The sequence below is a fragment of the Mesorhizobium sp. P160927 genome (genome assembly GCF_057766385.1).
The window spans coordinates 2,406,723-2,424,190 of record NZ_JBYMDW010000001.1 but is presented as its reverse complement, the minus strand read 5'-3'; the positions used below and the strand labels follow the sequence as shown (position 1 = coordinate 2,424,190).

Here is a 17,468-nt window from a genome sequence, read left to right as displayed (position 1 = left end):
CCTGCCCGTCACGACATCAGTCTGTCAGCCACTTTTGGTGTTGCCTATGCCAGCTTTTTTGGGAACTTTTGTGAACCAAAACCGCGGTCAAGATCACATACGCTCAGGAGCTAATTTTGGCAGGCGACGCAGTCGCTGACGAAACCTAGCTGCGCAGACATCAACACTGCACCCTGGCGGATAGAGGGCTGGTCCATGAAAGCGTTCGCGGTTTTTCTGAGCGGGATTATCCTGTTCTTCCTTGCCGCCTTCGGCGCCGAGGCCGCCGCGCCTGACGCCAAGCGCGTGGCGCTGGTGATCGGCAACAGCAAATATATCAATGCGGTTGCCTGCCCAATCCCGCCAACGATGCCCACCTCATCGCATCGACGCTGCACAATGCCGGGTTCGAGGTGATCGAAGGGGTCGACCAGGACAATGCTGGAATGCACAGCCTCATCAGCCGGTTTACCGAGCAAGCCTACGATGCGGACCTCGCGGTCATTTTCTATGCTGGTCATGGCATGCAGGTCGACGGCAAGAACTACCTGATACCGATCGACGCCGATTTGACGTCGCCGGCCTATCTCAAGACCCGGACCATCCAGATCGACGATTTCATGGCTGCGTTACCGCCCGACCCGGCGATTGGCGTCATCATCCTCGATGCCTGCCGCGACAATCCGCTGGCAAGGACGCTGGCGGCCTCGCTGCCGAAAAGCCGCTCCACCTCACTAGGCGCCGGCCTGGCGCCGGTCGAAGCAAAATCGGACGGCGTCGGTACGGGCGGCCTGCTGATTGCCTATGCTACGGATCCGGGCCCCATCGCCTTCGACGGCGAGGCCCCCAGACCCGTCAGGCGATCGGTATCTGGCAAGCCAAGAGCGGTCTGCCGCAAACCACCTATCTGACGCGCGAGCAGTTGGCGTTCCTCGTGATCCAGACAGATCCGATGATGGAGGCCGTGCGTGCCAGATATGCTGCCGATCAAGCCCGGGCGGCGCAGCCAAAACAGCAGGTGGTGCAGAAGGTCCGCTCGCTGGGGCCGGTGGCACGGAACCCGGCAAACAGCGGCAGATCGCCCACAAGTGGCGCGACCGCGAGATCATAGTGCAGCAGGATGATCGACCGCCGCCGCGCGACGACAACAGCTTCCTCGCCAAGGCGCTAATCTTCGGCGCCGGTGTGGCCGTGGGTAGCGTACTCAAGCAGTGAGAGCCCCGCGCTACTGCGTCTTTATCCGCATTTCCACGCGGCGGTTAAGCGGATCGTACGGGTTGGGGCTGCGCGGATTCTTTTCGCCCATGCCGATCGCGTTGATGCGGGAAGCCTCTACGCCGCTGGCCGTCAGGAAGGCTGCCACCGATTGCGCTCGCCGTTGCGACAGGCCTTCGTTGTAATGCACCGTGCCGGTGGCGTCGGTGTAGCCTTCCACGACGAAGCTGAATGTGCTCAGCCGGCTGTCCTTCAGCGCCTTGGCGAACTCGTCGAGTTCAGCGCGTGCGGTGGTGTCGAGTGCAGCCGAATCCAGACCGAAATTGATCAGCATATCGAGGCTGGATTTTTCTCCCGGCGCGTCATTTGCCTTGGTCTTGCTCTTGCACTCCTCCTCGGTGCCGACACAAATTCCTCGCGACTTGCCGAGATCGGCCGCGCCGGCAAAAAACTTCACGATGTCTTCTGATTTCTGAATGGGGTCGGCGGAAGCGTGGGTCGAGAAAAACACGACCGCCAACACAAAGGCTGAACTGCCCCACTGCATAGCGGTTACTCCCTTTTGAGCATCCAATTCCAATGACATTGTCATACCAAATTCCAAGGCAGTTGTCTGTCGATAAACGCTGGGGCACGATAGTGCCGCCCGTTGTTGCCGCGTCACCGGTTGAGACTTGACCCGCGCCGCGCCCGAGGCTTGAGTGGCCTGAGCTTCTCGATGAAAGCGTGGCGGTCATGGCCAATGGGCTCCGATTCAAAACGGCACGGGATCTTTTCACGGCTTGTCCCGCTATTGCCCGGGACATGGGAACCCTTCCAACCGAACAAAACTCGATCGCGTTTTGCCGCGTCCTCCTCGCTGGGCGCGTTCCCGAGGAAGCGATTACCTTCTGTGCCTACCTGCTTCCCGAGCGGGCCGGGGTCTGGTGGGCCCATGAATGCCTCAGCCATCTGACCGACCTGTTCGATGGAACCGATCAAGAACTGCTTGCGCATGTTCGCGACTGGGTTAGTGAGCCGGACAATCCCCGCCATCGGGCAGTCCTAAGCACAGCTGCTGCGACCCCATCGCCGGTCGGCTGGATTGCGCTGGCTGCGGTATGGCCAGACGATGGTTCGGCCACGGCCACGATGATGGCACCGGCCTTGCAACCATTTCCTGCTGCACATGCGGTCAATGCCGGGATTCTGGCCGGACTGGCCCGTGTCGCTCTCGCGGACCGGTTTGCCGTTCTTTCGGCGTTTGTCGAAATGGGCATCCAGATGGCCGAGATCGAGGCGCTGCGGCAATCGGCGGATGCATATTAGGGCCGCCTACTTGCAGCCGCCTTGCGCCCATCTGGCAAGCGCCACCTTGAAGCGTGTTCCCAGGGGATGTTGCAGGCGCAAAACAGAGACATCATTGGCGGCGAAATTCTTCGCCTGATCGCACAGCCGGGCCTCGTTCCATTCATGGCAGCCGTCGCAATGCTTGCCCTCCCAGATCGACTTGTCCAATCCCTCCACCGGACTGAACAGGGGCTTGCCCTTGATCAGCTCTGCGATGCTCTTGCCGTCGATTGCCGCATCGCCGAAATCGATGGGATGGTCAAAAAGGATCGGGGCGTCCGACGCCAGCTTGGGGATTTTCTGGCGCAGCACATCGAGCGCAAGCTGGTCGCCACCTTGGCCTGATGCACTTGCCGCGCCGGTGTTGCGGGCATCGGAGCCGCCTTCGGTCTGAGGTTTGCTTGCCTCGCCCACGATCAACGGCGCATTGAGATCGACCTTGTGCAGAACGACTTCCGTGGTCAGCGAAACGTTGATCCAGGGGCGCTGCTTGCCGGCGGTTGCCTTGAAGACGTCGCCGGTCACCCTGTTCATCGCCTCGGTGATGGAGATGTTGGATTCGCCAATGTGCTGAAGCAGTGCGGCGGTGAAAGGCGAATGTTCACTCGACCCGTCATAGGCGAGTTGATTGGGACTGGCGGCGAATGCGACGAGCGTGCCGGCGCCACCATTCTCGATCGTGATCTCAGCCAGGCCACTGCTCGCGCCCTGGACGCCCGCGGTCTTGGCCAGCACCTCGGCAAGGGGATTGTCGCGGCAAGCATCGAGAAACACCAGCCTGATGCTGGTCTCCCGTGACATCTGGCGCAGAACGAAATCAACCGACACGGCCTCGAAGTCGAGGGAGGTCTCGTCCTCCAGCGCGGCGTCTACCGGGAGCAGATAGTTCTTGCCCGAGACCTGCAAGCCGTGGCCGGCGTAGAAGAACAGCGCGATATCGGCACCGCGCACCTGTTTTGCGAACTGGGCGATCGTCGCCTGCGTCTGCGGCTTGGTCAGGTCGAAGCCGGAAACTACCTCGAAGTCGAGCTTCTTTAGGCGTTCGGCCATGGCCTGGGCGTCGCGCACCGGATTGGTGAGCGGCGCCGCGTGCTGGTACTGCGCGTTGCCTAGGACAAGTGCGACGCGGCGCTCGGCGCTGGCGGCGGTCAAAGTCAACAGCAGGGCGAGCGCCGCGAGCCCGGCGGCGCGAAAGAGGCCACCGCAACGGGCGATCAGGTCGGGACTCACCGCAACCTCAGAGCTTGGTGGCGGAAAACTCGATCCGCCGATTGAGAGCCTTGTTCTTGGGCGTATCGTTGGCGGCAACCGGCCGTTCCTCGCCATAGCCGGTCGCCGTGATCTGCGTGCGAGGGATGCCCGCGGCGACGACGGCGTCAGCAACAGCCTGGGCCCGCCGCTCCGACAGCTGTTTGTTTGCGTCCGGCGAGCCGTCGGAATCGGTATAACCGGAGACTTCGACTTTCAGGCTTGGGCATTTTCCGACGACACCTTCGACCTCGGTCAGCAAGGGACGGCTTTTCGCATCGAGCCGCGCGCTGGCCGGCCGGAAGTAGATGGCGCCGGTGCGCGAAAGCACGGCGAACCTGTTCAGGCATTCCTCGTCGCTGAAGTTCGCCTTGGCGGCATCCGTAGCAACCGGACCTACATCGGCCGAACTCGCCGCGGCGGCCTGGGTGGCGGCCGGCTGGCTGCCGTCGGCGGTGAAGACGAAATCGAACGACACCGACGCGGTGGGCACGATGTTAGTGACATTGGCGGCCTGCTGCAGCTTGTCGACGTTCGGCAACAGGCCAAAATCCTCGACATGGACAGCGACCGGAGCCTCCGAAGCGACCGACACCATAGCGTCGCTAATCATGGTGACGACGACGCTGGCCTCGAGGTCCTTGTCGACGCCGTGCAGATTGAGACGGAACGGCAAGGTTGCCTTCACCCTGCGCTTTGTCGCGAGATCGGCGAATGCGGCGGGATCCACTTTCGCCGTCAGCTCGGCGGTCGGGTACTTGAATGTCTCGAAGAACAGGAAGCGCATGCGCACATTGCGCAGGTCGACGCCGGTATCGACCGAATTGAGGTCGAACTTGACCTTGGCATCGCCCGCCGCGCTAAGCGTGCCGGTGATGTTCCTGATCTTGTTGGTTTCGACAATCGTGTTCTTCTTGACCGACTGATAGGTGATCACCGAAGCGGCGGGATCGAGCGTCCAGTTCGGCGCGGCGCTGGCAACTTGCGATCCGAGCAATAGGCTGGATAGCGCGACGATCACGCCAAGAGCGTTTGTGGTTTTCCACCAGAATGCGACGACTTTGAACATGGAACGCCCCTGCCCAGACCACCGTATCTACACGACACCAAGCGGGAGCATAGAGCACTTGCGACTGCTTGGCGACAGCTTCATCGTGGCGGGTCTGGATGAATTGCTGTCGGCCCGGATCTCGAAGCCGACCTCGGCCGGCTGGGCGGCACCGATCCGGGGTTCGTAGCGCAGCTGGTCGACCTCATCCGCCATCAGGCTCGACTCCGGCGACAGGGCACGATCCGGCAGGGACAGGGTTCCCGTCGCTGGATAGCTCGCGAGTTTCAGGCTGACCGCAAGGGTCCCAATTGCGATATCTATTTAATACAAATCCTGCCGCCAAAGGTAAAATTTCACAATAATTCAATAGTTTAATGGAAAACCAGTGGTACCGTTGGCTGGGATCGAACCAGCGACCTCCGGATCCACAATCCGGCGCTCTAACCATCTGAGCTACAACGGCACGTCTTAACGTTAGTAGGAGGACCGGGGTGGAAGGTTCACTCTCCGCGGTCCGCTCTTTCGTTCGGCGATGCGTCCTTACGGGCTTATCAATTCTAATTCAAGGCTTTTGCAAAGCAAAGGCCACTTCCCTACAGCGGCGCACCTTTCGCCGGGCAAAGAAAAAGGCCGGCGGGAGGAGGTGCCGGCCTTTTCCTGTTACGAGCCAGCGGGAGGAGGTGCTGGCTGGTCACCCCGAAGAGCAGAGGGAGGAGGTTCCACTCGCCGGGTATTCTCGCTTGATCGCCACTATCTCACATCTATTTGTCCGACAAAATGCGACCTTTTGTTGCATCCGCGGACGATGCGCTATTAGGCGGCCTTGATTTCCTTGATCGCCTTCTCGAAGGCGGTCTTGATCGGCTTCGAGACGTCCTCGGCCGCCTTCGAGGCAACGGCCTGGAAGTCCTTGGCCTGCTCGACGGTCAGTTCGACGCGCTTACGCAGGAACGCGGTCTGCAGCTCGACGACTTCCGACAGCGACTTCGCGCCGATCAGAGCTTCGAGATGCGAGAAGCCGGCCTCGGCATTGGCGCGCAGCGCGGTGATGGTCTTGAGCGACAGGTCGCTGGAAACAGCCTTGGCGGTTTCATAGGTCGACTCCAGGGCCTTCTGGGTCTCCTCGGCACCGGTCTTGAGCTTGGCGTAGGCTTCCTTCGACTGCTCAACGCCCTTTTCGGCGAAAGCGCGCATCTGGTCGGTGGCCTTGGAAGCGTCGAAGCTCGGGAATTCAACGTTTTCGATCGTCTCGGCGGTCTTGGTCCTGGACATTTTCCATCCTTTGGCAGCGGCTTTGACAGAAAGCCGTCTCGTTCATGTATGATGGCAATATAAAGGCAAATCTTGTGCATTGCAATATCTTTGTTGCAGTGCACAAAAAATGTTTTCGGACGTTAACCAAACGGCCAAAATTCAGCCGTTGCACGTTCTGGCTTGTGGACCTTCGTGGCTGCGGCTTTTATTAACAAAGCGTTAACTGCAAATTCGCCGCTCCGTGAGGGTTCGCCAAGCGCATGCCGTCCGAATATTCCTTCCTCGACGTCGCCGTGCTCGACGGGGTCCGCCTGCGGTTTGCCGCCGGCGACGCGATCGCGATCCTGTCGGTGGACCTCGAGCAGGTGATCTGGGCCAACGGGCCAGGCGCCGCCATGTTTGGCTATCCCGATATCGAAGCGATCATCGGGGCCTCGGCGCGGCTGCCGCTGATCGCACGCCGCCAGATCATGGCGACCAGCGGTTTTCCCAAGATCGGCGTCGATCGATCGATCACCGTGCGCCTTGCGACCGGCATGACCAGTCGCGCCGTCGGCTTTCTCGCCAGTGCCGTGACGCTGCCCGATGGCGAGAATGCCATCATGCTGGCGGTACCGGTCGCGCGGACCGGCTCGCGCAGTGCCGCCGAGATCGCCGGCCGGGCAATCAGCGGCTTTACCGAAGACGGCCATTTCATCGCCTTCATTGATGGCAAGGGCAATGTCGAGGCCGCCTCGGAGGGGTTTTCGGCGCTCGACATCCAGCCCGCGACATTGGCGGCCCTGGTGGCCGACGTCGCGGCCCAGGGCGAGCGCATCGTCAAGCGCCTCGTTCCGGGCGGCATGAACTCCTACCCCGCCGGCCTCGCCCGGCTGACGCCGGAGCGGCATCTGCTGGTGGTGATCGACGAGGACCAACTCGAGGACAGCGCGGCTCCGGCAGACGGCTCGCCGGCGACAACGGAAAGCCGCGCCGAGGAGATTGGCGTTCGGATGGCGGCAACCGCCGCGACAGGATCCGATCCTCGGCAGGACAATGGGGCGACAGCTGCCGCGACCGAGCACGAACACGTCCCTTCCGAGCCAATGGCTGGCGATATGCCGGAACCGACAGCGCAGGAAATCGAGGAGCCGGCCGGGTCTACACCCGTTGCCGCCGACAATGATCAGCCGGTTGCGGGCACGCCGGGCCAGCACGATCATTGGTATTTCAATGCCGGAGAAGACGACGCGCCAGCCTTGCCAGAACCGAAACGGGTGACAGAGGCGGTCGGCACCGAAGCTGCGGCGCACAGCGTAAAGCAGGACGAGGCCACCTCGCCCGTAGTACCGACCGCGACCATGGCCACCCGGACCATAGACCGTTCGGCCGCACCGATGCGTTTTGTCTGGCGGACCGACGCCGAGGGCAAGTTTAGCGCCCTGTCTCCAGAATTCGCCGATCTCGTCGGCCATCCAGCCGCCGACGTGATCGGCCGGCGCTTCCGGGATGTGGCGGCGGCCTTCGGCCTTGATGCATCCGGTGAGATCGCCGGCCTGCTGGAGCGGCGCGACACTTGGTCCGGCCGCTCGGTGCTGTGGCCGGTCGTCGGTACCGACCTGAAGATCCCTGTCGACCTCGCGGCATTGCCTGTCTATGGCCGCGGCCGCGCCTTCGAAGGCTTCCGCGGCTTCGGCGTCGCGCGAACCGGGGATGCGGTCGTCGATCCCGAGGCGATCGGCATGGCATTGGTGCCGAATGGCGAAATGCCGGCGGCACCCAAGCCGGAAGCCATGGAGACAGTGCCGGAAGACTCGAAGGCCGAAGAGCCAAAGGCATCGGATCCGTTCAAGGGCGAAGTGCCGGCGCTGACCATCGTCCCGAAGCCGGAGCGGCGCTTTGCCGACAAGGTCATCCGGTTGGCCGAACACCGGCAGCCTGCCAACGACAAGGGGCTGTCCTCGCTGGAACGCAGCGCATTCCGCGAGATCGGCGAGCGGCTGAAGAAAGACAGTTCCACGGCGGAGCCGCCGGCAGCAGCCGAGCCGGCAAGGCAGGCGGAACAAGGTGCCGGAACAGGGTCTTTGCCCGGGCCGCACGACGCGGCCAAGCCGGAGACCGATGCGAAGCCGCGGGCGGATATCGCCAAACCGAATGCCGGGCCAGCAGATTCGAACCAGGAACCGGCGAGCGACCCGGCGCATGAGATGTCGGCGCCCGATGCGGAAGACGAGCCGGATGCGGGCGAATTTTCCCCAAGCGACGCCGAGGATCGGAGGGATCTGGCGCGGCTCGACGGTGCGCAACCGGACCAGGCAGAACAACAGGCGCCTGCCTCCGGATCCCCGCCGCCACAGGCCTCGGGCTCCCTGCTGGACTATGCCGCCGACGACAGCGACAAAGAGGCGGCGACGACCGAGAATGGCGAGGCGGTGGCGCAGGCAGAACCTGCCCAGGCACCGGCGGATGACGACAGCATGACGTCAGACGATTTTCGCGACGCTGAGGATGACGAGGATTGGAGCGGCGACGCAGCAACTGCATCCGCCGATCATGCTGTTGCGGCCACCGAGAGAACGCATCATGCGGCCGAGACGCCCATCCAGCAGCCGCGCCTGCACGTACCGCCGCTCAAGACCGAAGGGTTCATGCCGTCGGCTTTTTCCGTCGGCACAGAAAACAAGACGCCCGACACATCGCTGCTTGGCAAGCTGCCGGTGCCGCTGATCATCCATTCGGGCGACCAGTTGCACTATGCCAACGAGGAATTCCTCGACCTGACCGGGTACGCGACGCTGGAGGACCTGGAGGATGCGGGCGGCCTCGGCGCTTTGTTTGCCGATCCCTATGCCGATGACGGCGCCTCCGACGGCAGCGACCGGGCGCTGCGGCTGAAGACGCGCGACGGACAGGAGTTCCCGATCGACGCCATCCTGCGCTCCGTGCCCTGGCGCGACGGCAAGGCCCTGATGCTGGTCGTTCGCCGTTCCGGCGAGGATGATGCGCCGGCGGCGGCGCACGCGATCGGCGAGGAGCCGACGCAGCCCGACATTTCCGAACTCAAGGCACGCATCGCCGAGATGCGCACCATCATCGACACCGCCACCGACGGGGTCGTGCTGATCGGCAGCGACGGCACCATCCGTTCGATCAGCCGCCCGGCCGAGGCGCTGTTCGGTTTCGACAGCGACGAGGTGACCGGCAAGCCGTTCGCCTCGCTGTTTGCCATCGAGAGCCAGCGCGCGGCGCGCGACTATCTCACCGGCCTGTCGGAGCCTGGTGTGGCGAGCGTCTTGAATGACGGCCGCGAGGTGATCGGCCGCGAAGCACAGGGACGCTTCATCCCGCTGTTCATGACCATCGGCCGATTGCCCAATGACAGCGGCTTCTGTGCCGTGGTGCGCGACATAACGCAGTGGAAACGGGCCGAAGAGGATCTCACCCAGGCGCGTGCGGTGGCCGAACGCGCCTCCTCGCAGAAGACAGATTTCCTCGCCCGCATCAGCCACGAGATCCGCACGCCGCTCAACGCCATCATCGGCTTTTCCGAACTGATGGTGGACGAGAAGTTCGGGCCGGTGGCCAATGACCGCTATCGCGATTATCTGCGCGATATCAACCGCTCGGGCAACCACGTGCTCGATCTGGTCAACGACCTCCTGGATATCTCGAAGATCGAGGCCGGCCAGCAGGAAATGGCTTATGAGGCGGTGTCGCTCAACGATACCCTGGCCGAAACCGTGGCGATGATGCAGCCCCAGGCCAACCGCGAACGCGTCATCATCCGCTCCAGCTTCGCCTCGCGGCTGCCGGAAGTGGTGGCCGACCTGCGCAGCGTGCGCCAGATCGCGCTCAACATCCTGTCCAACGCCGTGCGCTATACCCAGGCTGGCGGTCAGGTGATCGTCTCGACCGCCTACGAGACCTCGGGCGACGTCGTCATGCGGGTGCGCGACACCGGCATCGGCATGAGTCAGGCCGAGATCGAGCAGGCGCTGAAGCCGTTCAAGCAGATCAACGCGCTGAAGCGCGGGCGCGGCGACGGCACCGGCCTTGGCCTGCCGCTGACCAAGGCGATGGTGGAGGCCAACCGCGCCCGCTTCACCATCAATTCGACGCCCGGCGAAGGCACGCTGGTGGAGGTTGCGTTCCCCTCGACCCGGGTGCTGGCGGAATAGCAAGCCAAGAAAAAAGGCGCCCAATAGGACGCCTTAGGAAATGAGATTGCTGTCACAACGGGGGCTTGAGCTGAATTCAGATCCTCGGGGCTGAGGAACGGGATTTCTCCCTCAAGTTACGTGCGACTATCGACGCCGGGCCTTAACAAGTCCTTACCGGGTCGGCAAAAAATTTACGAATGTGTACCACTCATGAAATCTAGGTAAATTCGTGCGGCTTATTTTGTTAACCATGCCGGTCGCGTTCATTGCGCGAGTTGCGGCAAGTCGCGGAACAGCTCCAGCGCTTCCGGGTTGGCCAGGGCTTCCTTGTTCTTGATGGCGCGGCCGTGGACCACGTCGCGCACCGCAAGCTCGGTGATCTTGCCCGACTTGGTGCGGGGGATGTCGGAGACGGCGACGATCCTGGCCGGAACATGGCGTGGGCTGGCGCCGCCGCGGATCTTGGCCCGGATGCGCTTTTCGAGATCGTCGTCGAGCTTGACACCGGCGGCAAGCCGCACGAACAGCACGACGCGCACATCATTGTCGAAATCCTGGCCGATGCACAGCGCCTCCAGGATTTCCGGCATCTGCTCGACCTGGTTGTAGATCTCGGCGGTGCCGATGCGCACACCGCCGGGGTTGAGCGTCGCGTCGGAGCGGCCATGGATGACCATGCCGCCATGATCGGTCCATTCGGCGAAATCGCCATGGCACCAGACATTGTCGAAACGCTCGAAATAGGCCGCCTGGTATTTCTTGCCGTCGGGATCGTTCCAGAAGCCGATCGGCATGGACGGAAACGCCCTGGTGCATACCAGTTCCCCCTTCTCTTGCCGGACCGGCTTGCCGTCATCGTCCCAGACGTCTACGGCGAGGCCTAGGCCCGGCCCCTGGATCTCCCCGGTCCAGACCGGCTGGGTCGGCACGCCGAGCACGAAGCACGAGACGATATCGGTGCCGCCGGACACCGAGGCCAGGTGCACGTCCTTCTTGATGCCATCATAGACGAAGCGGAAATCCTCGGGGGAAAGCGGCGATCCGGTGGAGGATATGGCCCGTATCGTCGACAGATCATGGCTGCGGATCGGCTTGAGACCGGCCTTGCGCACGGAATCGATGAACTTGGCCGAGGTACCGAGAAAGGTCATCTTCTCGGCATCGGCGAAATCGAACAGCACATTGCCGTCAGGATAGAAGGGAGAACCGTCGTAGAGCAGCAACGTGGCGCCGGACGCGAGGCCCGAAACCAGCCAGTTCCACATCATCCAGCCGCAGGTGGTGAAATAGAAGAATCGATCGCCATCGCCGAGGCCGGCATGCAACCGATGTTCCTTGACATGCTGAATGAGCGTGCCGCCGGCGGAATGGACGATGCATTTGGGAACGCCGGTGGTACCGGACGAAAACAGGATGTAGAGTGGATGCGAAAACGGCAGCCGCTCGAAGGTGACGGGCCTGGCGGCAAAGGGCGACAGGGCCTCTTCCATCGCCACCGCCTTGTCGATGGTATCAGCCACGTCGGCGGAGGTGCCGAGATAGTCGACGAGCAGGACTTTGCGGACGCCGCCGAGCCTGGCCGCGACCGCCTTGACCTTGTCGGCGACCTCGATCGCCTTGCCATTGTACCAATAGCCGTCCGGCGCGATGAAGATGACGGGCTCGATCTGGCCGAACCGATCGAGCACGCCCTGCTCGCCGAAATCGGGAGAACAGGATGACCACACCGCCCCGATCGAGGCCGCGGCCAGCATGGCGGCGACGGCCTCGGGCATGTTGGGCATCATCGCCGCTATACGGTCACCCTTCTTCACCTCGAGCGACAGGAAAAGCTGCTGCAGGCGCGAGACCAGGCCATGCAGTTCATTCCACGACAGCCGCCTCTCGACCTTGTCCTCGCCGCGAAAGACGATAGCCTCGCCGGCGCCGGTCTTTTTCAGAAGGTTTTCGGCAAAATTCAACGACGCGTCCGGAAAGAACGAAGCGCCGGGCATCTTCTCGCCGTCGAGCAGCAGTCGTTCACCCTTGTCGCCTTCAAGACCGCAGAAATCCCAGACGAGATCCCAGAACGCCTCCCGGTTCTCGACCGACCAGCGGTGGAGGTCGGCATAGGACGAGAATGGACTGCCGGTACTCGCTGCCGCGGCCTTCATGAAAGCGGTCAACGGCGAGGCATCAATCTGGTCTTGTGTCGGGGTCCAGAGCGGTACTTCGCCAGCCATGATCGATCCTCCCACGGTCGCCATCGCTTATGCATATCGCGGCGCAGCAGAGCAAGATTTTGTTGGGCCGATGCGGTCAGGTGTGCGCAAATGCCATCGCCGGGCCATAATGACTTGAAATGCGTCGGCCCTAAGTCGTAGTGACGGCAGGGGGTTACACCCGTCGGACGCTCGTTTTGTCGGAATGGAAGCATACGGGGCTATATGCCATCATCCTTGATCCGCCGCGGAGTATGGGCGATCGGCGCTGCCGCGATCGTCATCGCTCTGGTGATCGCGGCGCTGCCGCTGATCGCTTCGACGCGGATCGTGCGTGACCGCATCGCGTGGGAATTGAGCGCCTGGAGCGGCTTTCGGGTTGCCATCGAGGGATCGCCACGCATCGAGGTCTGGCCAAAATTCCGCGCGATCCTGACCGATGTGACGCTGTCGAAGTGGACCGAAGGCGATGCGCCGCCGGTCGTCGAAGCCGAACGGGTCGAGGTCGACCTCTCGGCCATGGCGGCATTGCAGGGTGACGTGGTGTTTTCGACGGCACGGCTGGTGCGGCCGACGATCCGGGTCCAGCGCACGGCGGACGGTCTGTTCCTGCCCACGGCGCCGACCGGCGGGCGCATCGCGCGCTCCATCGACGCGGCTCGCGGCCTGGTCAACGCCGACCCCGCCAAGCCCGACCTCGACAAGCTGCCGGCCGACACTTTCGGCACCGTGGAGTTCAGGGACGGTCGCATGGTGGCGTCCGTCAACGGCAAGGATGAAGAGATCCTGAGCAGTCTTAGCGGCCAGGCCACCTGGGCGGCGATGAACAGCAATGCGACACTGTCCGCGACCGGGATCTGGCGTGGCGAAAGCGTGACCGTGGACGCCGCCTCGCCGAGGCCGCTGGTCCTGTTTGCCGGGGGCATGGCGCCGCTGACCCTGTCCTTCAAGGCGGCGCCGGCCACCTTCTCCTTCGACGGCACGGCCAGCATGTCCGAAAACGCCTATTTCGACGGCCAGGTAAAATTCGCGGCTCCTTCGCTGCGCCGCGTACTGGAATGGTCGCAGGCCGGCATCGCGCCGAGCGCCGCGATCGGCTCGGTCAGCATCTCGAGCAAGGTCACGGCATCGGCCGGACGCGTCAAGTTCGAGAACACGGCGCTGGCGCTAGACAACAATCCGGGCATGGGTGCGCTGGACGTGTCGCTTGGCGAGGCACAGCCGGTGATCTCGGGCACGCTGGCCTTCGACACGCTCGACCTCAGGTCGTTTCTATCCGCCTTCACGTCGCTGGGACCGGCGAACAGCGGCGAGCCAGGTCAGATCGACACAAGTTTCGCCGACCGGGTCAACCTCGATCTCAGGCTGTCGGCAGCGCATGCCACGGCAGGGAGCATCCAGCTTGCCGATGTCGCGGCCACCGCGCAGGTCAAGGACGGCCTTTCCGTCTTCGACATCTCCGACGCCTCCGCCTTCGGCGGCAACATCCAGACCAGCCTTCGCTTCGACCGCAAGCCAGAGGGCACCCAGGTCGAGATCCGGCTGCTGGCTTCCGATGTCGATGGCGGCGCGTTCGGCACCGCGGCCGGGATGACCCGGCTGGTGCCGGTCGGCACGGGCACCGTTTCGGTCATCCTCAAGGGACCAGGAAGGACTTGGGATTCGGTTTTTGAGAACGCCGACGGCTCGGTCTCGGCGACCTTTGGCCCTGGCGCGCTCAGCAAATTCAACCTGCCGGCCTTTCTCAAGCATACCGAACAAGGCGGCTTCTTCGCGCTCGACGATGTCTCGGACGGGACGCTGCCCATCGATGGCGCCGAAGTGAAGGCAACCATTTCGCGAGGCGTGGCCAGACTGGACAAGGCCGAGGCCAATTCGGCGAAATACAAGATCTGGCTTTCCGGCATCGCATCCTACGCCGGACGCGGACTGGCGCTGTCGGGCGGTGTTATCCAGCCGGATCAGCCAGCAACGCAGAAGAGCGGCCAGCAGGGACCCAACCAGTCGTCGTTTTTCGTCGGCGGCACGTGGAGCACGCCGTTCATTTCACCCATCAGCCGCGGCGTTTCGGGCGAATAAGGCCTGGCCGCTCAGTTGAAACGCTCTAACCGCGCTGCGCGGCCCGCTCGTCAAGCTGCCGCTGCACCTCGCGCCGCTTATTGGCGACCGAAGCGATGATGACGCCAATCGTGACGATCGCGATCAGGAGGGTGCAGGCGGCATTGATCTCCGGCGTCACACCGAGGCGGACCTGGCTGTAGATCTTCATCGGCAGCGTGGTGGCGCCGGGGCCCGAAGCAAAGCTGGCGATGACAAGGTCGTCCAGCGACAGCGTGAAGGCCAGCATCCAGCCGGACACGATCGCCGGCAGAATGACTGGCAGGGTGATCTGGAAAAAGGTCTTCAAGGGCGGCGCGCCAAGATCCATGGCGGCTTCTTCCAGCGAGCGATCGAAGCTGACAAGCCGCGACTGCACGACAACAGCGACAAAGCACATCGTGAAGGTGATATGCGCGAGGATCACGGTCGTCATGCCGCGATCCATGCCGATGGCGACAAACAGCAGGAGCAGCGAGAGGCCGGTAATGACGTCAGGCATGACCAATGGTGCGAAGATCATGCCGGAGAACAGGACCCTGCCCCGGAAGCGTGTGTAGCGGGTCAGCGCCAAGGCCCCCATTGTGCCGAGAACGGTGGCCACGGTCGCTGAAATCAGACCGACGCGGATGGTCACCCATGCGGCGTCCATCAGGCCCTGATTGTGGAACAGCGATACGTACCATTTGGTGGAAAAGCCGCCCCAGACGGTGACGAGCTTGGACTCGTTGAAGGAGAAGACGACGAGCAGCACTATCGGCAAATAGAGAAAGGCAAAACCGAGCGTGATCGAGGTGATGTTGAAGCGGCTCCAGGTGGTATTCATTTGTCCTGCTCCTGCGCGCGGGCCTGGGCATGCTGGAACAACACGATCGGTACGATCAGCAGCAGCAGCAGGATGACGGCGACGGCCGACGACACCGGCCAGTCACGATTGGCGAAAAACTCGTTCCACAGTGTCTTGCCGATCATCAGCGTCTGCGAGCCGCCGAGCAAATCGGGGATGACGAACTCGCCGACGGCAGGGATGAACACCAGCAGGCAGCCGGCTATGACGCCGGGCAGCGAGAGCGGAAAAGTGATCTTCCAGAAGGCTGACGTCGGTGGGCAGCCGAGGTCCTTGGCTGCCTCGATCAGCGAATAGTCCATTTTTTCCAGCGACGAATAAAGCGGCAGCACCATGAACGGCAGGTAGGAATAGACGATGCCGATGAAGATGGCCGTGTAGGTGTTGAGGATCACCAGCGGCTGGTTGATGATGTGCAGCGACAAGAGCAACTGGTTGAGCAGTCCCTCGGGCTTGAGGATGCCGATCCAGGCATAGACGCGGATCAGGAACGACGTCCAGAACGGCAGGATGACCAGCATCAGCAATGTCGGGCGGATTGTCGCCGGAGCGCGGGCCATGCCATAGGCGATGGGATAGCCAACCAGCAGGGTCAGCACCGTCGAGATGCCTGCGATGACGACGCTGGTGAGATAGGCCTTGAAATAGAGCGCGTCCTGCGTCAGCCAGACATAATTGTCGAAGTTGAGGTCGCGAAAGCCGGCGAAGAAACCGGAAACGCCGTCCCTGAAATCGAGCACCGGCGTATAGGGGGGCATGGCGATAGCGGTCTGCGACAGCGAGATCTTGAAGACGATGACGAAGGGAACAAGAAAGAAGAACAGCAGCCAGAGATAGGGAACGATGATGACGAGCCGGCTGACGAAGCCGGCACCGAGCCGCGTCAGGAACGGATTGGCGGCAGTGGGTGGCGCGGCGGCATCGGTAACGGCGATGTTGGACATGGCCGTCCCCTACCGTGCCAGCACGACGCCGGCGTCGGGCCGGAAAGACACCCAGGCGCGGTCGTTCCAGGTCAGTGGATCCTCGGTCACACGGGCCGCGTTCAAGGCGCTTGCCCGCACGATCTGCCCGTCGTCCAGTCTGACGTGATAGACAGTCATGTCGCCGAGATAGGCAATGTCGTAAACCTCACCCTCCAGCGCGTTGACGGCATCGGCCGGCTTCTTAGACGAGACCCTGATCTTCTCCGGCCTGACGGCGAAGACGATATCCGCATCGGCCTTTGCAGCCGCGCCCCCGTTCTCGACGACGATCTGAGCGCCGCTTGGACCTGTAATGCGCGTCGTGTTGGCTGCCTGTTCGGCAACCTTGCCCTCGAACATGTTCACGTTGCCGACGAAATGGGCGACGAAGCGCGACGTCGGTGCCTCATAGACTTCCGGCGGCGTCGCCACCTGCATGACCTCGCCCTTGTCCATGATGGCGATGCGGTCGGCCATCGTCATCGCCTCTTCCTGATCATGGGTGACGACGACGAAGGTGAGACCAAGCTCCTGCTGCAGATCCATCAGTTCGAACTGAGTTTCCTCGCGCAATTTCTTGTCGAGCGCGCCGAGCGGCTCGTCGAGCAGCAGCACCTTCGGTCGCTTGGCGACCGAGCGGGCAAGCGCGACGCGCTGGCGCTGACCGCCGGAGAGCTGATGCGGCTTGCGCTTGGCGAACTGCTCGAGCTTGACCAGCTTCAGCATGTCGGCGACGCGCTTTTCGATATCGGGCTTCGGCATGCCTTCCTGCTTGAGGCCGAAGGCGATGTTCTTCTCGACCGTCATATGCGGGAACAGGGCATAGGACTGGAACATCATGTTGACCGGCCGGCGATAGGGCGGAATGCCGCGCAGATCCTGGCCGTCGAGCAGGATGCGTCCGGCCGTCGGCTCCTCGAAGCCGGCAAGCATCCTGAGCAGCGTCGACTTTCCGCAACCCGATGCGCCAAGCAGAGCGAAGAATTCACGCTCGAAAATGGTCAGCGACAGATTGTTTACGGCGGTAAAGTCACCGAACTTCTTGGTGACATTGTCGAACTGGATATATGGCTTGGCGTTCGGGTCGTTCCATGGCGCGAAGTCCCTGCGGATGCTGCCAAGCGATTTCATATCCCCACTCCG

The 17,468-nt window shown here is 62.7% G+C and carries 14 protein-coding genes and 1 tRNA gene; 5 read left to right on the top strand and 10 right to left on the bottom strand.

Features of this window, described 5'->3' with window-relative positions:
• The first annotated feature begins 195 nt into the window (after positions 1 to 195).
• Together AC3CB8_RS11700 and AC3CB8_RS11695 are read left to right on the top strand one after the other, a co-directional pair.
• A complete protein-coding gene (locus AC3CB8_RS11700) occupies positions 196 to 396 on the top strand; it encodes a hypothetical protein (protein ID WP_352565888.1) in 201 nt (66 codons plus the stop codon).
• Positions 312 to 890, top strand: coding sequence for a caspase family protein (locus tag AC3CB8_RS11695; RefSeq protein ID WP_352595208.1), 579 nt, complete (start codon positions 312 to 314; stop codon positions 888 to 890). The genes AC3CB8_RS11700 and AC3CB8_RS11695 overlap by 85 nt, the downstream gene beginning before the upstream one ends.
• 314 nt (positions 891 to 1,204) lie before the next feature.
• Here AC3CB8_RS11695 and AC3CB8_RS11690 read toward each other — a convergent pair whose 3' ends face one another.
• Positions 1,205 to 1,741: an OmpA family protein gene (locus AC3CB8_RS11690; protein ID WP_352565943.1), complete on the bottom strand. Its 537-nt coding sequence runs from the start codon at positions 1,739 to 1,741 to the stop codon at positions 1,205 to 1,207.
• Between the two features lie 188 nt (positions 1,742 to 1,929).
• Between AC3CB8_RS11690 and AC3CB8_RS11685 the strand changes: the two genes are divergently transcribed.
• Positions 1,930 to 2,502 (top strand): DUF6931 family protein, encoded by a 573-nt coding sequence (locus AC3CB8_RS11685; RefSeq protein ID WP_198030222.1) that lies wholly within the window; start codon positions 1,930 to 1,932, stop codon positions 2,500 to 2,502.
• Between the two features lie 6 nt (positions 2,503 to 2,508).
• Here AC3CB8_RS11685 and AC3CB8_RS11680 read toward each other — a convergent pair whose 3' ends face one another.
• The 5 genes from AC3CB8_RS11680 to AC3CB8_RS11660 all read right to left on the bottom strand — a co-directional run bounded on the left by AC3CB8_RS11680 (position 2,509) and on the right by AC3CB8_RS11660 (position 6,094).
• The gene (locus AC3CB8_RS11680) at positions 2,509 to 3,753 is read right to left on the bottom strand and encodes a caspase family protein (protein ID WP_023772842.1); all 1,245 of its coding nucleotides are present in this window, start codon (positions 3,751 to 3,753) and stop codon (positions 2,509 to 2,511) included.
• A gap of 7 nt (positions 3,754 to 3,760) precedes the next feature.
• Positions 3,761 to 4,840 carry an OmpA family protein gene (locus AC3CB8_RS11675; protein ID WP_023772841.1) on the bottom strand — a complete coding sequence of 360 codons (1,080 nt, stop codon included), beginning with the start codon at positions 4,838 to 4,840 and terminating at the stop codon, positions 3,761 to 3,763.
• Between the two features lie 27 nt (positions 4,841 to 4,867).
• Positions 4,868 to 5,035, bottom strand: a complete 168-nt coding sequence (locus AC3CB8_RS11670) for a hypothetical protein (RefSeq protein WP_023772840.1) — start codon at positions 5,033 to 5,035, stop codon at positions 4,868 to 4,870.
• A gap of 173 nt (positions 5,036 to 5,208) precedes the next feature.
• Positions 5,209 to 5,285: transfer RNA gene (locus AC3CB8_RS11665), tRNA-His, on the bottom strand.
• A 350-nt stretch (positions 5,286 to 5,635) separates the two neighbouring features.
• Positions 5,636 to 6,094, bottom strand: a complete 459-nt coding sequence (locus tag AC3CB8_RS11660) for a phasin (protein WP_023772839.1) — start codon at positions 6,092 to 6,094, stop codon at positions 5,636 to 5,638.
• Positions 6,095 to 6,336: 242 nt separating this feature from the next.
• Here AC3CB8_RS11660 and AC3CB8_RS11655 point away from each other — a divergent pair, with 242 nt between their 5' ends.
• The gene (locus tag AC3CB8_RS11655; protein WP_023783699.1) at positions 6,337 to 10,233 is read left to right on the top strand and encodes a PAS domain S-box protein; all 3,897 of its coding nucleotides are present in this window, start codon (positions 6,337 to 6,339) and stop codon (positions 10,231 to 10,233) included.
• Positions 10,234 to 10,478: 245 nt separating this feature from the next.
• Here the strand turns inward: AC3CB8_RS11655 and AC3CB8_RS11650 are convergent, their stop codons facing one another.
• Positions 10,479 to 12,437, bottom strand: coding sequence for an acetoacetate--CoA ligase (locus tag AC3CB8_RS11650; RefSeq protein ID WP_023783700.1), 1,959 nt, complete (start codon positions 12,435 to 12,437; stop codon positions 10,479 to 10,481).
• A 204-nt stretch (positions 12,438 to 12,641) separates the two neighbouring features.
• On the opposite strand from AC3CB8_RS11650, the gene AC3CB8_RS11645 reads away from it, so the two are divergent.
• Complete coding sequence (locus tag AC3CB8_RS11645; protein WP_023772836.1) at positions 12,642 to 14,495, top strand: AsmA family protein; 1,854 nt, start codon at positions 12,642 to 12,644, stop codon at positions 14,493 to 14,495.
• Positions 14,496 to 14,520: 25 nt separating this feature from the next.
• Here AC3CB8_RS11645 and AC3CB8_RS11640 read toward each other — a convergent pair whose 3' ends face one another.
• From AC3CB8_RS11640 to AC3CB8_RS11630, 3 genes are read right to left on the bottom strand one after another with little or no spacing between them, the layout of a single operon-like run.
• Positions 14,521 to 15,339 (bottom strand): ABC transporter permease, encoded by an 819-nt coding sequence (locus tag AC3CB8_RS11640; RefSeq protein WP_352565892.1) that lies wholly within the window; start codon positions 15,337 to 15,339, stop codon positions 14,521 to 14,523.
• Positions 15,336 to 16,304, bottom strand: a complete 969-nt coding sequence (locus tag AC3CB8_RS11635) for an ABC transporter permease subunit (protein WP_031241149.1) — start codon at positions 16,302 to 16,304, stop codon at positions 15,336 to 15,338. Before AC3CB8_RS11635 ends, AC3CB8_RS11640 begins: the two co-directional genes overlap by 4 nt.
• 9 nt (positions 16,305 to 16,313) lie before the next feature.
• Positions 16,314 to 17,456: an ABC transporter ATP-binding protein gene (locus tag AC3CB8_RS11630; protein WP_352565895.1), complete on the bottom strand. Its 1,143-nt coding sequence runs from the start codon at positions 17,454 to 17,456 to the stop codon at positions 16,314 to 16,316.
• Between the last annotated feature and the right edge of the window lie 12 nt (positions 17,457 to 17,468).

What these genes read in the sequence shown, in the direction of transcription:
- AC3CB8_RS11685 (WP_198030222.1), top strand. Translation starts at nt 1,930, where the DNA reads ATGGCCAATGGGCTCCGATTCAAAACGGCACGGGATCTTTTCACGGCT.
- AC3CB8_RS11630 (WP_352565895.1), bottom strand. Translation starts at nt 17,456, where the DNA reads ATGAAATCGCTTGGCAGCATCCGCAGGGACTTCGCGCCATGGAACGAC.
- AC3CB8_RS11640 (WP_352565892.1), bottom strand. Translation starts at nt 15,339, where the DNA reads ATGAATACCACCTGGAGCCGCTTCAACATCACCTCGATCACGCTCGGT.
- AC3CB8_RS11635 (WP_031241149.1), bottom strand. Translation starts at nt 16,304, where the DNA reads ATGTCCAACATCGCCGTTACCGATGCCGCCGCGCCACCCACTGCCGCC.
- AC3CB8_RS11675 (WP_023772841.1), bottom strand. Translation starts at nt 4,840, where the DNA reads ATGTTCAAAGTCGTCGCATTCTGGTGGAAAACCACAAACGCTCTTGGC.
- AC3CB8_RS11660 (WP_023772839.1), bottom strand. Translation starts at nt 6,094, where the DNA reads ATGTCCAGGACCAAGACCGCCGAGACGATCGAAAACGTTGAATTCCCG.
- AC3CB8_RS11645 (WP_023772836.1), top strand. Translation starts at nt 12,642, where the DNA reads ATGCCATCATCCTTGATCCGCCGCGGAGTATGGGCGATCGGCGCTGCC.
- AC3CB8_RS11650 (WP_023783700.1), bottom strand. Translation starts at nt 12,437, where the DNA reads ATGGCTGGCGAAGTACCGCTCTGGACCCCGACACAAGACCAGATTGAT.
- AC3CB8_RS11670 (WP_023772840.1), bottom strand. Translation starts at nt 5,035, where the DNA reads ATGGCGGATGAGGTCGACCAGCTGCGCTACGAACCCCGGATCGGTGCC.
- AC3CB8_RS11690 (WP_352565943.1), bottom strand. Translation starts at nt 1,741, where the DNA reads ATGCAGTGGGGCAGTTCAGCCTTTGTGTTGGCGGTCGTGTTTTTCTCG.
- AC3CB8_RS11700 (WP_352565888.1), top strand. Translation starts at nt 196, where the DNA reads ATGAAAGCGTTCGCGGTTTTTCTGAGCGGGATTATCCTGTTCTTCCTT.
- AC3CB8_RS11655 (WP_023783699.1), top strand. Translation starts at nt 6,337, where the DNA reads ATGCCGTCCGAATATTCCTTCCTCGACGTCGCCGTGCTCGACGGGGTC.